The sequence below is a fragment of the Saccharothrix sp. NRRL B-16348 genome (assembly GCF_001280085.1).
Lineage (GTDB): Bacteria > Actinomycetota > Actinomycetes > Mycobacteriales > Pseudonocardiaceae > Actinosynnema.
The window spans coordinates 116,226-129,875 of record NZ_LGED01000221.1; the positions used below are offsets into that span (position 1 = coordinate 116,226).

Genomic DNA, 13,650 nt, shown 5'->3' on the forward strand with positions numbered 1-13,650 from the left:
GTTGCGGACCCCTCAGCGGCGGGCGGGACGGTCGAAGCGCCAGCCGTCGGCGCGCAGTTCGGGGATCAGCCGGGCCACCGCGTCCACGGTCTGGCCGCGCTCGTTCGGGCCGTCGTGCATGAGGACCACGGCGCCGTCCGTGAGGCCGTCCTTCACCCGGCGCACCAGCTCGTCGACGCCCGGCGGCTCCCAGTCGCCGATGGCGAGCTTCCAGCCGAGCGAGGTCATGCCGAGCTTGGCCGCGACCTGCGGGCTCTGCCCCCAGCTGCCGTAGGGCGCGCGGAAGTAGCGGATCGGCACGCCCGGCGCGGCGCGGTGGATGGCGGCGCTGGTCTGCCTCAGGTCGGCCTCGATCTGCTCGGACGTCCACTCGCCCATGTTGTCGTGGTGCATGCTGTGGTTGCAGAGGATGTGCCCGCCGGCGACGATCTTGCGCACCAGCTGCGGGTTGGCCTCGACGTAGTCGCCCCAGAGGCAGAACACGGCCTTGACGTGGTGGCGGCGCAGCACTTCGAGCAGGCGCGGGGTGTCGGCCGGGTTGGGGCCATCGTCGAAGGTGAACGCGACCGTGCGGCCACCGTGCTTGGTGGAGTCGACGATCACCGGTTCGGCCGCGCTCGCCGGCGCCGAGCTCAAGCCGAGCACCAGGCCCGTGGTCAGCAACACCGTTCTCCACCGCATCGTGAAACCCCTTCCGTCGGACGAGCGCTGTCACTATCCGGTCGGGATCAACCCGCCTACCAGACGTTTCGCGGAAGTTTCGGGTCTCAACTGGCCGTCACCGCAAGGGAAATCGGCACGCTCGACGGACACCGCGGGCGGGCTCACCCGGGGTGGTTGGTGGCGATCACCACCGCCGCCCGCGTCTCCCATCCCAGGGACGCGTAGAGCGCCTGACCTGCCACGCTGGCGACCAGGACGCCGTGGCGCGCGCCGCGGGCGACCGCCTGCCCGACCAGGGTCCCCATCACCACGCTGCCCAGGCCCCGGCGGCGGTGAGCCGAGGCGGTCTCGATCCGGTCGAAGACGGCGTCCCGGTCGGTGACGGCCAGCTGACCACTCGCGGCCTGCTCGTCGGACTCGTGCCGGACGTCGACCACGACGACTTCCGCCGCCGAGGTGGCGACCCGGTAGTGCGTCGGGACCTCGGGGCGCGGGTGGTCGGCCAGGGAACGGGTCATCAGCCACTCGCGGGCGGTCTTGAGGTGGAGACCGGCGTGGCGCAGCACCTCTTCGACCTCGTCGGGCCGGGTGGTGGGGACGGTCAGCCAGGTCGCCTCCTCGGCGCCGACGGCCTCGTCGGCCAGGGCGCGAAGACCGGTCACGTCGTCCGGGCGCAGGGCGATGATCTCCCGGTGGCGTCCGGGGCGGTGTTGGAGCAGGTGCAGGGCGTCGCCGGCTTCCCGCGGCCGGGCCCAGCCACGGCACACGCTCCACCCCCGCTCCCAGCGGCGGACCAGGTCGGAGAGGCTCGCGCCCGTCGAGGTCGAACTCGTCGTCATTGTTGCAACTATATGGCAGTAGCCGGGCGGGGGTCCGGCGGAGACTGGACCGCGGGCCGCGAGCACGTCGTGGTGGAATCCCTGCGTGACGACGATGGCCCAACTGCGCAAGACCGCGCTGTCCCTGCCCGAGGTGGTGCGGCACGATCTCGGGGACGGCCGGGTCGCGTTCACCGTGCGGGACGAGCGGTTCGCCTGGGTGGACGAGCACGGCCACGTCCACCTGCACCTCCCGGCGGCGGAGGCGGACGCGTTCCTCGCGGCGCACCCGACCGCCGAACGGCCGGCCCGCGGCGCGACGTCGGCCGGCGTGCGCGTCCCGCTGGTGGACATCGGCGGTCAGCAGCTCAACCACTGGGTGCGGCAGGCTTGGCTCGGGCTTGCGCCGAAGCGTCTCGCGGCCCAGGTCGCCGCGGCGGGCACCGTGGCCGCCGGCGAGGTCGGGGACCTGCCCAAGGGCATCGGGAAGCCCGCCACGCAGGCGCTCACCAGTGCCGGCGTGACGACGCTGGCCCAAGTCGCCCGGTTGACCGACGCCGAACTGCTGGCCATGCACGGCGTCGGCCCGAAGGCCGTTCGGGTGCTCCGCGCGGCCCTCGGCGCGTCGGATCAGAAGGTGTAGTTGACGACGAACGCCGGGTGGTCCGTGCGGGACATGGCGTACACCTGGGTGGACACGAACGTCAGGGTGCGGGCGATGACGTGCTGCACGTCGCCGTCGCCCTTGCGGAACCAGCCCGAGGGGACGCAGTTCTGGGCGTTCGTCGCCGAGCCCGGGCTGTACTTCAGGTTCAGGTCGCCGACCACGACGTGCCTGGTCGTCGCGGAGCCGGTCGGGTCGTAGGACAGGACGGTCGCCGGCACCAGTTCCCGGCACTGCGCCAACGCCGTCGTCCCGGTCGTGCTCAGGTGGGTGGTGCAGGCGGTGAAACCGCGCACGTCGCTCAGGGCGCACGCCCAGGCCCGGACCTCGTTGCCGCTGTCCTGCGCGGTGTACGTGCCGTTGCCGCTCGTCCTGATGCCCTCCTTGACGATGATCCCGCTGCCGTACGCGCCCCGGCCGTCCGTGCACTCGATGTTCGAGTCGGTGGACTTCCGGCGCGCGAACGCGAACCGGTACTCGGCGGTGGCGCCGACGGCGGCGGTCAGCCGGGGCAGGTCGGACAGGCACACCTCGTTCACCGACACCACGTCCGGCACGCGGCGCTGGATCATCGTCACGGCCTCGCCCACGGCCAGCCCGCCCTGGTAGCAACCGGCGACGCCGCTGTTGCACAGGTTCAGCTGCAACACCTTGAACGCGGTCGCGGCGGTCGCGGGCGCGGTCACCAGCCCGCAGAGCAGGAACGCGGCCAGGACGAGACCGGTGGTGCGGCGTGGGAGGCCCATGTCGACCATGCTCACACGCCAAACGTGGCGTGACCAGGGTTGATACCTTCCACGCATGGCGTTCACGCTGGAGCAGCTACGGGGTTTCGTAGCCGTCGCCGAGGAGTTGCACTTCAGCCGTGCCGCCGCCCGGCTGGCGATGACGCAGCCGCCGTTGAGCAGGCAGATCCAGAAGCTGGAACGGGCGGTCGGCGCGCAGCTGCTGATCAGGGACAACCGGCGGGTCACCCTCACCGCGGCGGGCGAGGTGTTCCTGGTCGAGGCACGGCGGCTGCTGTCGCTGGCCGAGACCGCGCCCGAGCTGGCCCGGCGGGTGTCGTCCGGGTCGAGCGGCGTGGTGCGGATCGGGTTCACCGCGGCGGCGACCTACGGCATCCTGGGCCGGCTGCTGGACGAGCTGGCCGCGCACCTGCCGGACGTGGACGTGGAGCTGGTCGAGCTGGTCACCCGGGAGCAGGTGTCCGGGCTGGTCAACGAGGAGATCGACCTCGGGCTCGGCCGGCCGCCGTTCGACGACTCGACGTTCGGCTCACGGCTGCTGCACCGGGAACGGCTGCTGGTCGCCGTGCCCGGCGGTCACCGCCTGCCCACGTTGGGACGTGACGCGACGGCGGCCGACGTGGTCCGCGAGCCGGTCATCATGCACTCACCCACGGACGCGCGGTACTTCTACGACCTGGTCGTGCGGACGGTGCCGATCGCGCCGGAGAACACCGTGCACACGGTCGGCCAGGTGCTCACCATGCTCTGGCTGGTCGCGGCCGGCCGGGGTGTCGCGTTCGTGCCGGAGTCGGCGGCGCGGCTGCGGCTGGACAACGTCGAGTTCGTCCGGCTGGAGACGGCGGTGGACGCGCCGGTGGAACTGCACCTGCTGTGGTTGAAGGCGTCGGCGAACCCGGCGCTGTGGCGGATCCTGAGCGTCCTGGAGGGCCGCACGCCGTTCGAGTGATGCACCACAGGTATTGAGCAATGCTAAATAACTCTTGGACAGGCATCACCCCTGGTCCATACGGTGGAGCCGTGACGAACCCAGCCGCTCTCGCCGACCGACTCGCCTCCGGGCTGCTCTCCTTCCCGGTCACCCACTTCGACGCCGAGCTGCGGTTCGACGAGGACCGCTACCGCGCGCACCTGGCCTGGCAGGCGGGCTTCGACGTGGCCGGCCTGTTCGCCGCGGGCGGCACGGGCGAGGGGTTCTCGCTGACACCCGCCGAAATCGACCAGGTGGTCCGCGTCGCCGTGGACGAGGTCGGCGGCAAGGTGCCCGTGGTCGCACCGGCGACCGGCGCCACCGCCGTGTCCGTGGCGCAGGCGCGTGCCGCCGAGGCCGCGGGCGCGTCCGGGGTGCTGCTGTTCCCGCCCTACCTCACCGAGGCCGGTCAGCGGGGCCTGGTCGAGCACGTCTCGGCGGTGTGCCGGGCCACCGGGCTCGGCGTGATCGTCTACAGCCGCGCGAACGCCGTGCTGACCGATGTGACGGTCGCCGAGCTGGCGGACCGCAACCCCAACCTGATCGGGCTCAAGGACGGTGTCGGCGACGTCGAGCAGCTGACCCGCACCTACGCCCGCGTCGGCGACCGGCTGCTCTACATCGGCGGCCTGCCGACCGCGGAGACGTTCGCCCTGCCGCTGCTGCAGCTCGGCGTCACCACGTACTCGTCGGCGCTGTTCAACTTCGTGCCCGAGTTCGCGCTCAAGTTCTACGCCGCCGTCCGCGCCCAGGACCGGACCGCCGTCTACGGGATGCTGCGCGACTTCGTGATCCCCTACCTGGACATCCGCGACCGGGAGCGCGGGTACGCGGTGTCGATCGTCAAGGCCGGGCTGACGGCGGTCGGCCGGGACGGCGGCCGGGTGCGCCCGCCGTTGACCGACCTGGCCGACGACGAGCTCGCCCGCCTCACCGCCCTGGTCGAGCGGATCGCCTGATCGCCTGATCGCCCGAGGAGAAGGAGCCCGATGTCCGCCAGTTCCGACCGGATCCGCGCCGTGACGTTGTCGTCGGTGACCCTGCCCCTGCCGACCCCGATCAGCGACGCCAAGGTGTTCACCGGCAGGCAGCGGCCCATGACCGAGGTCGCGATGCTGTTCGCCGAGATCCGCACCGAAGCCGGGCTGGAGGGCGTCGGGTTCGGCTACTCCAAGCGCGCCGGCGGGCCCGCCCAGTTCGCGCACGCCCGCGAGGTCGCGCCGGACCTGATCGGCGAGGACCCCAACGACATCGGCAGGCTGTGGACCAAGCTGGTCTGGGCCGGCGCGTCGGTCGGGCGCAGCGGCGCGGCCACGCAGGCGCTGGCCGCGTTCGACATCGCGCTGTGGGACCTGAAGGCCAAACGCGCGAACCTGCCGTTGGCGAAGCTGCTCGGCGCGCACCGCGACTCCGTGCGCTGCTACAACACCTCCGGCGGCTTCCTGCACGAGACCGTCGACCAGATCAAGGACAACGCCGACCGCACGCTCGACTCCGGCGTCGGCGGCATCAAGATCAAGGTCGGCCTGCCGGACTGGCCGGAAGACCTGCGCCGGGTCGCGGCCGTCCGCGAGCACCTCGGCGGCGGCGTGCCGCTGATGGTCGACGCCAACCAGCAGTGGGACCGCCCCACCGCCATGCGCGTCAGCCGGGCGCTGGAGGAGTTCGACCTGGTCTGGATCGAGGAACCGCTGGACGCCTACGACGTCGAGGGTCACGCCGAGCTGGCCCGGTCGCTGACCACCGCCGTCGCCTCCGGCGAGATGCTGACCAGCGTCGCCGAGCACTACGAGCTGATCCGGGCCGGCGCCGTGGACGTCCTGCAACCGGACGCGCCCCGGGTCGGCGGCATCACCCAGTTCCTCAAGCTGGCCACCCTCGCCGAGCACCACCACCTCCAGCTCGCGCCCCACTTCGCCATGGAGATCCACGTCCACCTCGCCGCCGCGTACCCGCGCGAGCCGTGGGTCGAGCACTTCGACTGGCTGCACCCGCTGTTCAACGAACGGCTGGAGACCCGGGACGGGCGGATGCACCTGTCCGACCGGCCCGGCCTGGGCGTCACGCTCACCGACCAGACCCGCGCCTGGACCGTCGACACCGCCACGGTCGACACGCCCCGGTGACGCGCGCGAACCCCGGGTGAACGCGGTCCTGGCCGGTTTCGCCACCCTCGTCGCGGTGATCGCGGTCGGCTGGACCGCCGGCCGTGCCCGCGTGCTCGGCGAGGGTGCGGCCGGCGTGCTGTCCCGGCTGTCGTACTTCATCGCGACGCCGGCGCTGCTGCTGCTCACCCTCGCCGAGGCGGACCCGGCCGTGCTGCTGTCGACCACGCTGGTGGCCACGGCGGGCAGCGCGGTGGTGTGCGCCCTGCTCTACCTCGCCGTCGCGCGGTGGCGCTGGCGGCCGCGCGCCGGTCACCTGGCGACCGGCGCGCTCGCGTCGTCCTACGTCAACGCGGGCAACCTCGGCGTCGCCATCGCCGTGTACGTGCTCGGCGACGCCTCGCTCGTGGCCCCCGTGCTCCTGTTCCAGGTGCTGGTCCTGGCGCCGATCGGCCTGACCGTGCTGGCCGCGTCACGCGATCCCGGCCAGGACGCACCGACCCGCACGCGGCTTCTGACCCAGCCGCTGCGCACTCCCCTGGTGATCGGCTGCGCCCTGGGGCTGGCGCTGGCCGCCGTCGACTGGATGCCCCCGGCCCCCGTGCTGCGGCCGGTCGAGCTGCTCGCCGACCTCGCCGTCCCGGCCGCCCTGCTCGCCTACGGCGCGAGCTTGCACGGTGCGCCACGCCCGGCGTCCGGCGGCACGGCCGGTCAGGTGTGGCTGGTCGTCGCGCTCAAGACGGTGGTGCAGCCCGCGTTGGCCTACGCCGCGGGCCGCTGGGTGGTCCACCTGGACGACCCGTCGCTGCTGGCCGTCACCATCGCCGCGGCGCTGCCCACCGCGCAGAACGTGTTCGTCTACGCCACTGCCTACGACCGCGGCGCCGAACTCGCCCGCGACGTCGTGCTGCTCACCACCGTCCTGTCCGTGCCGGTCCTCACCGGGATCGCCGTCGTCCTCGGCTGACCTCGACCGCGCGGAAACCCGGCCGGCCGCGGCACTCGCTCCGCCGGTGGCTCAGGTGCGGCTCGCGGGCAGGCGCACGGTGACGTCCCGCAGCACCATCGCGCCCGGCGTGCGGCTGCCGTGCAGGACGAACATGTCCGAGACCGGGGTGACGGTGAGGAACAGCGACTGGCCGGCCGGGATCGTCGCGGCGACCGCGGGCAGCTCGATCGTGCGGCGGCTGCCCAGGTTCAGGCTCGGCTCGCGGTGCGGCAGCACGTTGTTCTGGATCACCTTGGCGGTCAGGGGCGAGGTGCCGGCGCTGAGGGCGAAGAACGCGCGGCTGTCCAGGCCGAGCGTGCTGACGACGGCGTGGAGCGTCGGCGACCCGGCGACGGTGAGCGGGCCGTCCGCGATCTTGATCGCCTGGGGCAGGCCGACGCCGGCGGTGGTCACGATGTCCGGCAGGGCGGCGGTGGTGGTCGGTGCGACGGAGTCGACGGTGACGCAGCCGCCCTCGGCGGTCATGAGCTGGTAGCGGCCGTGGCCGGTGATCGTGCGCGGCGCGCCTTGCAGGTTCTCGGCGAGGAACCGCAGTTCGAGCTCGTCGTAGCCGCCGTGCCGCGCGGAGCACGCGTCACCCGCGACGGCGTGCCCGAGGGGGATCGTGCTGGGCAGCGCGTGGCCGCCGTTGTAGCCGATGAGCAGGCTGTTCGCCCGGGCGCGGTCGGTCAGCGCGCGGTCGAAGTTGTCGATCGCCTGGTCCAGCGGGAACAGGTTGTCGCTGATGCCCTGGCGCAGCAGCACGGGGATGTCGAGTCGGCGGCCGGCGGCGACGTGGTGCGCGGGGCCGTTGTCGCGGAAGAACTCGTCCATGGTGGCGGGCCAGTTGCCGGTGAGCAGGCCTTCGGCGTAGCCGGCGTGCAGCGTGGAGGTGTGCGCGTCGAGCGCGGCGGCGTACAGGGCGGTGACCCAGGTGGTGCGGACGACTCCGCGCGGGGCGAGGCTGTCGTTGAGGGAGTGCCACGTGATCTGGGGCGCGAGCGCGTCGAACCGGGTGCGGCCGGTCTTCATGATCTCGGTGAACGCGCCGGCGAACTGGAAGCCGCCGCCGTAGGAGCCGCCGACCGCGCCGAGGACCGGGTCGCCCGGCCCGTCGCGGCGGACCCAGTCGAGCGTGGCGACGTGGTCGATCACCCGGATGACGTCTTCGCCCTCGAACGCGGGGTCCTCCACGTGCGCCTTGCCGCCGCTCTCACCGAAACCGCGCTGGTCGATGCTGACCACGCCGAACCCCGCGTCGAGGTACCGCTGGAACGAGCCGGGCGCGGACGTGCGGCTGCCGCCCCAGCCGTGGCTGTGCAGGAGCACCGGCACCCGGTGGTCGCGGGAGGCTGCGGCGGGTTTGAAGACGCTGACGCAGATGGTCACCGGTCCGGGTTCCAGCGGATCGGTCTCCGGCACGCTCGCGACGCAGACGTGGTCCGGCGCGGGGTGATCGGCGCTCGCGGCGGCGGGAGGGGTCAGCGCGACGGCCGCGACTACGAGTGCCATCACCAGGCGCATCGGGGACCTCCGGTTGATCAAGGCGCGCTGGGTCGCGCAGTGGATCCAACGAGCCACCGTGAAGATCGTCACGGTGCAGATACCTTGTGCGCAATTCAATCGGGTACTAGTTTTATGGCATCGACCCGCACGAAGACCCGAGGAGCACACGATGACCAGCCAGAACCCCACCGTCGTCCTGGTACACGGCGCGTTCGCCGACGGCTCCAGCTGGGCCAAGGTGATCGACCTGCTGCGGGCGCGTGGCGTGGAGGCGCTCGCGGTGAGCAACCCGTTGCGCGGGCTGGCGCACGACGGCGACTACGTGGCGAGCGTCGCCAACCAGGTCGACGGGCCGGTCGTGCTCGTCGGCCACTCGTACGGCGGCCCGGTGATCACGCACGCCGCCGCCAAGACGCCGAACGCCAAGGCCCTCGTGTACGTGGCGGCGTTCGGCATCGACAAGGGCGAGAGCGCGTTGAGCTCGGTCGAGGAGTTCGCGCCGGTGGAGCTGAACACGTCCCTGGTGCCGCAGCAGTTCCCTGATGGCGACGGCGACGACACGGAGTTCACGATCCGCCGTGACGCGTTCGCGAGCGTGTTCGCCGCCGACCTGCCGGACGAGGTCACCGCCACCGCCGCGGTCAGCCAGCGCCCGATCGCGGCCCGTGCCCTCGGCGAGCCGCTGTCCGTCGAGCCCGCGTGGAAGACTCTGCCGTCGTGGTTCGTGGTGGCGACGGCCGACAACGCGATCAACCCGGACTCGCAGCGTGCCGCCGCCGTTCGGCTGGGCTCGACCACCGTCGAGGTGGAGGCCTCGCACGCCATCGCCCTCTCCCGCCCGACCGAGGTCGCCGACCAGATCCTCGCCGCCGTCACCGCCGTCTCCTGACCGTGCGTGCCGAACCTCCACCACCCGCGTGTCGAACCCTCAGGACCCGCGTGTCGAACCCTCAGGACCCGCGTGTCGAACCCTCAGGACCCGCGAGTTCCACGTTCGCGTTCGCCCCGGGTCGCTCGGCCGTGTCCCGAAGGTGGAATTCGGGGGTCCTGAGTGGACGACACGCGGCACCTGGAGGTTCGACACGCGCGACCTGAGGGTTCGACACGCGGCACCTGGAGGTTCGACACGCGCGGTGGTGGAAGGATTCCGGGTATGCGGGTGCTGCTGGTGGAGGACGACGAGCCGATCGCCGAGTCGCTCGCGCGCGGGTTGGGCCGGTACGGGTTCGACGTCGAGTGGGTGCGCACCGGCGCCGAGGCGCTGGCGGCGGAGCCCACCGACATGGTGCTGGTCGACCTCGGTCTGCCGGACATGGACGGGCTGGACGTGTGCCGCGAGCTGCGTGCCCGCGGCGACGTGCCGATCATCGTGATCAGCGCGCGGTCCGACGAGACGGACCGCGTGGTCGGGCTGGAGATCGGCGCGGACGACTACGTGTCGAAGCCGTTCGGCGTCCGCGAGGTGATCGCCCGGATGCGCGCGGTGCTGCGGCGGGTCCGGCCCGCGATGCCCCAGCCCGACCCCACCCGGTCGGACGACGCCCGGCCGAACCGGCTCACGATCGACCACCGGGCACGGCGGGTGCACGTCGACGGCATCGAGGTGACCCTGACCCCCAAGGAGTACGACCTGCTGGCGTTCCTCGCCGAGGCGCCCGGCGCGGTGTTCACCCGCGAGCAGATCATGGAGGCGGTGTGGGACGCCAACTGGTTCGGCTCCACCAAGACCCTCGACGTGCACGTGGGCGCGCTGCGCCGCAAGCTCGGTGACGCGGTCGCGGTGGAAACCGTGCGCGGGGTCGGCTTCCGGCTGGTGCTGACGTGATCCGCCAGCTGGTCGCGAGCTACGTGCTGCTGGTGCTGGTGGCGATCGCCGCGTTCACCGTCCCGGTGGCGTTCACGCTCACCGACCAGCTGTACCGCGACGAGGAGAACTCCGCCCGGCGTGAGGCGGCGACGGCCGCGCTGCTCCTGGCGACCGACGACGCGCCGTCCCGCCAGGCGTTGGCCAGCCTGGTCGACGCCTACGAGCGGCAGACGCCCGGCCGGTTGGACGTGCTGTCCGCCGCACGCACCGCCGTCGACCCGCTGCCGCTGCCCGTCGCCACCGACGACCCGGCGTTCACCGAGGCGTTGGACGGTCGCGAGTCCCTGCGGTGGCGTGACGCCGAGGCGCTGGGCGCCGAAGGTCTCGTGCTGGCCGTGCCCGCCAGGTCCTCGGACGGCACGGTCGTCGGCGCGGTCCGGATCAGCTACCCGTCGGGGCCGCTGAGCACCCGGCTGTGGCAGATCTGGGGTTTCCGCGCGGCCCTGGCCGTCACGGTGCTGATCGCGGCGGCCGTGGTCGGTTTCCTGCTCGCCCGCCGGCTCACCCGCCCGCTGCGCGAGCTGAACCGGATGGCGGGCAGGCTGCGCGACGGCGACCTCACCGCGCGGGTCGAGGAGACCGGTCCGCCGGAGACCCGGACGCTGGCCGGCACCCTCAACACCGCGACGGAGACCATCGGCACCCTCGTCGGCTCGCAGCGCGCGTTCATCGGCGACGCCTCCCACCAGCTCCGCACTCCCCTCACCGCGCTGCGCCTGTCGCTGGACAACATCGCCGACGGCGTGGACGACCCGTACGTGCGCGAGGACGTCGACCACGCCACCGCCGAGGTGGTGCGGATGAGCAGGCTGGTCAACGGCCTGCTCACGCTCGCCAGGGCCGAGGCCACCGTGGCCACGCCGGAACCGGTCCGGATCGCCGACGTGGTGGCCGGCCGGTTCGACACCTGGCGCGCCGCCGCCGAGGAGCGCGGCATCCGGCTCCGGCACGACGCGGCCGACCCCGAGCTGCGCGCGCTGGTCGGGCACGGTCACCTGGAGCAGGTGCTGGACAACGTGCTGTCCAACGCGCTCGCCGTGTCGCCGGACCACGCCACGATCACGGTGGTGAGCAGGCTGGAGGCGCGCCGGGCGGTGATCGAGGTGGTCGACCGGGGTCCGGGCCTGCCCGCCGCCGACCGGCAGCGCGCGTTCGACCGGTTCTGGCGCGGTCCCGGGCTGACGGGTCGCTCCGGTTCCGGTCTCGGGCTGGCGATCGTCAAGCAGCTGGTGTCCGACGACGGCGGCGCCGCGAGCCTGCACGAGGCCGAGCACGGCGGGCTGTGCGTCCGGATCGTGCTGCGCGCCGCCTGACGAACGGCGTGGCCGACCGGGGGCCGGCCACGCCGTGTGCCGGTCAGCCGACCTTGCCGACGCCCGCGCCGGCCATGACGGTGGCCTTCACCGTGTTCGGGTCGTCGAGCGTGTAGGAGTAGTAGTCGCGCGGCTCCTGCACGGTGCCGCCGCAGTCGGGTTGGCCCGACTCGCCGACGAACACGTTGTTCCGCGCCACGCACCGCCCGCCCGGACCGGCGTAGCTGTTGCTCACCGGCTCCTCGACGTCCTCGAAGTAGTTGCCCTCGACGACGCAGCCCGAGTCCGCCTGGCACGCCACGCCGACGTCGGTGTTGTAGAGGTAGTAGTTGTTGAACACGTGCACCGGCTCGCCGAACCGGACCCGAGGGTTGCGCTGCGGCGTCCTGTCGAACCAGTTGTGGTGGTAGGTCACCTTCAGCCGGCCGACGTCCTGGGCGCCGTTGTCGTCGTCGTGGCCGAGCAGCATGTTCTTGCTGTGGTTGTGGGCGTGGTTCCAGGACACGGTGACGTAGCTGGAGCCCCGCTTGATGTCGATGACGCCGTCGTAGCCGTCGGACAGGTCGTTGTGGTCGATCCACACGTGGTGGGAGAACATCTGCACGTTGATCGCGTCGTCGGCCCAGCCGCGGAACACCAGGTTGCGGACGATGACGTTGTGCACCGCGTCGGCGGGCGGCGTGGTGACGTCGGAGGGCGGCAGGCCGATGTTCAGCCCGCCGCCGGTGAAGCCGGAGGCCGACCCGATGCCGACGATCGTCTTGTCCGACGTGACGTTGTGCATGGGTCCGGGCAGCGCGATCATGCCGCGCACGCAGACGGTCAGCGGTCCGGTCCGGGCGATCGCGGCCAGGAACTCCGCCGCCGTGTCGACCTCGATCGTGGGTCCGCCCGCGCCGCCGGTCGTGCCGCTCTGGCCCCACGCGGTGACCGAGGCGAACCCGGCCGGGCGGGCCGATGTGTCGCAGGCGCCGGGTTGGTGCGAGGTGGTGGTCGTGGTCGTGGTGCTCGTCGGCCCGCCGGGTCCGGCCACGTCGGTCACCAGCACGTCGTCGAACGTCGCCGCCGCGTAGTAGGTGGCCACGCCGATCCGGCCGCTGCCGAACGCCGCGTCGGTCGCCGTCACGACCTGCGCGCCGGCCACGAAACCGCGCAGCGTGCTGCCGAACGCCTCCAGCCGCACGGTGTGCCAGGCGCCGACGGCCGCGGTGACGGGTGCGGTGGCCAGGGCGGTGTGCGCGCCGCCGACCCGCTTGCCGAGCACGGCGGTGCCGGCGTTGGTGAGGGCCAGGTAGTAGTAGTTGCCCGTGTTCTGCACGCGGGCCGTCACGGCGACGTGCCGGTTCGAGCCGTTGAACGCGGTGGGCTTGACCCGGGCCTGCACCGACTGGTCGGCCCAGACCGTGCCCGCCGCTGCCCTGGCGTCGGAGCTGGTGCCGGACTGGCGCCAGGCCCGCGTCCCGTCGGCGACCACGGTCCAGCTGCCGCCGCTCGAGCTCCAGCCGGTGGAGTTGCCGTCCTCGAAGTTGTCGTCGAACAACGTCGCGGCCGATGCCGAGGGCACCAGCAGAACCGCCACCGCGACCACGAATGCGCTCGCCACCGCGGCGAGCGACGCTAATCTCCCGTGCTTGCTCAAAGAAGCCTCCTGTGCTGCACCGGGCGTTCTCGCGCCCGATTCCGTCGACCCTTCGGCGTTCACGGTGGTGAATGCGTTCACGCTGGTGAACGTGGGTGTGGACGCACTGGGGCAACGGTGGCCGACAAACGGAGGCGGCGGTTGGCGGCACGCTCTCGGAAGTGCTCCGAATCCTTGACGCGAAGGTAGAGCTTCGTTTCCGGGACGTCAACGCCAGGTCAACCGCGACAGGCCCGAAACCCGTGAACGGGTATTCAGGGGGCGTCGAGCGGGATGGTGTGGAGGACTGTTTCGGCGATGGTGTGTGCGGGTTGTTGGTAGGTGTGGGCGAGGGTGTGGAAGACGTGTTGGGCGCGGATGGCGGGCCAGTC

At 72.3% G+C, this 13,650-nt stretch carries 13 protein-coding genes; 8 read left to right on the plus strand and 5 right to left on the minus strand.

What is annotated here, in order from left to right; all coding sequences use genetic code 11:
* Nucleotides 1–12: 12 nt before the first annotated feature.
* Both ADK67_RS32265 and ADK67_RS32270 read right to left on the minus strand, forming a co-directional pair.
* Nucleotides 13–681 (minus strand): polysaccharide deacetylase family protein, encoded by a 669-nt coding sequence (locus ADK67_RS32265; protein WP_053720328.1) that lies wholly within the window; start codon nt 679–681, stop codon nt 13–15.
* Nucleotides 682–824: 143 nt separating this feature from the next.
* Nucleotides 825–1,502, minus strand: coding sequence for a GNAT family N-acetyltransferase (locus ADK67_RS32270; protein ID WP_053720329.1), 678 nt, complete (start codon nt 1,500–1,502; stop codon nt 825–827).
* A gap of 94 nt (nt 1,503–1,596) precedes the next feature.
* On the opposite strand from ADK67_RS32270, the gene ADK67_RS32275 reads away from it, so the two are divergent.
* On the plus strand, nt 1,597–2,124 hold the full coding sequence (locus tag ADK67_RS32275; protein WP_231648444.1) for a hypothetical protein: 528 nt from the start codon (nt 1,597–1,599) through the stop codon (nt 2,122–2,124).
* On the opposite strand, the gene ADK67_RS32280 is transcribed toward ADK67_RS32275, so the two are convergent.
* Nucleotides 2,112–2,900, minus strand: coding sequence for an endonuclease/exonuclease/phosphatase family protein (locus ADK67_RS32280; protein WP_053720331.1), 789 nt, complete (start codon nt 2,898–2,900; stop codon nt 2,112–2,114). The two genes, ADK67_RS32275 and ADK67_RS32280, sit on opposite strands and share 13 nt — an antisense overlap.
* A gap of 46 nt (nt 2,901–2,946) precedes the next feature.
* On the opposite strand from ADK67_RS32280, the gene ADK67_RS32285 reads away from it, so the two are divergent.
* From ADK67_RS32285 to ADK67_RS32300, 4 genes are all read left to right on the plus strand, one after another.
* Nucleotides 2,947–3,840: a LysR substrate-binding domain-containing protein gene (locus ADK67_RS32285; protein WP_053720332.1), complete on the plus strand. Its 894-nt coding sequence runs from the start codon at nt 2,947–2,949 to the stop codon at nt 3,838–3,840.
* Nucleotides 3,841–3,911: 71 nt separating this feature from the next.
* Nucleotides 3,912–4,820, plus strand: a complete 909-nt coding sequence (gene kdgD / locus ADK67_RS32290) for a 5-dehydro-4-deoxyglucarate dehydratase (RefSeq protein WP_053720333.1) — start codon at nt 3,912–3,914, stop codon at nt 4,818–4,820.
* A gap of 30 nt (nt 4,821–4,850) precedes the next feature.
* The gene (locus tag ADK67_RS32295; protein ID WP_053720334.1) at nt 4,851–5,987 is read left to right on the plus strand and encodes an L-talarate/galactarate dehydratase; all 1,137 of its coding nucleotides are present in this window, start codon (nt 4,851–4,853) and stop codon (nt 5,985–5,987) included.
* 16 nt (nt 5,988–6,003) lie between these two features.
* Nucleotides 6,004–6,933, plus strand: coding sequence for an AEC family transporter (locus ADK67_RS32300; RefSeq protein WP_053720335.1), 930 nt, complete (start codon nt 6,004–6,006; stop codon nt 6,931–6,933).
* Between the two features lie 51 nt (nt 6,934–6,984).
* On the opposite strand, the gene ADK67_RS32305 is transcribed toward ADK67_RS32300, so the two are convergent.
* Nucleotides 6,985–8,535 (minus strand): alpha/beta fold hydrolase, encoded by a 1,551-nt coding sequence (locus tag ADK67_RS32305; RefSeq protein ID WP_231648441.1) that lies wholly within the window; start codon nt 8,533–8,535, stop codon nt 6,985–6,987.
* Between the two features lie 94 nt (nt 8,536–8,629).
* Between ADK67_RS32305 and ADK67_RS32310 the strand changes: the two genes are divergently transcribed.
* From ADK67_RS32310 to ADK67_RS32320, 3 genes are all read left to right on the plus strand, one after another.
* Nucleotides 8,630–9,349, plus strand: coding sequence for an alpha/beta fold hydrolase (locus ADK67_RS32310; protein ID WP_053720336.1), 720 nt, complete (start codon nt 8,630–8,632; stop codon nt 9,347–9,349).
* Nucleotides 9,350–9,613: 264 nt separating this feature from the next.
* Nucleotides 9,614–10,285: a response regulator transcription factor gene (locus tag ADK67_RS32315; protein ID WP_053720337.1), complete on the plus strand. Its 672-nt coding sequence runs from the start codon at nt 9,614–9,616 to the stop codon at nt 10,283–10,285.
* A complete protein-coding gene (locus ADK67_RS32320) occupies nt 10,282–11,640 on the plus strand; it encodes a sensor histidine kinase (protein ID WP_053720338.1) in 1,359 nt (452 codons plus the stop codon). Before ADK67_RS32315 ends, ADK67_RS32320 begins: the two co-directional genes overlap by 4 nt.
* A gap of 43 nt (nt 11,641–11,683) precedes the next feature.
* On the opposite strand, the gene ADK67_RS32325 is transcribed toward ADK67_RS32320, so the two are convergent.
* Nucleotides 11,684–13,279 (minus strand): pectate lyase family protein, encoded by a 1,596-nt coding sequence (locus ADK67_RS32325; RefSeq protein ID WP_053720339.1) that lies wholly within the window; start codon nt 13,277–13,279, stop codon nt 11,684–11,686.
* Nucleotides 13,280–13,650 lie beyond the last annotated feature (371 nt).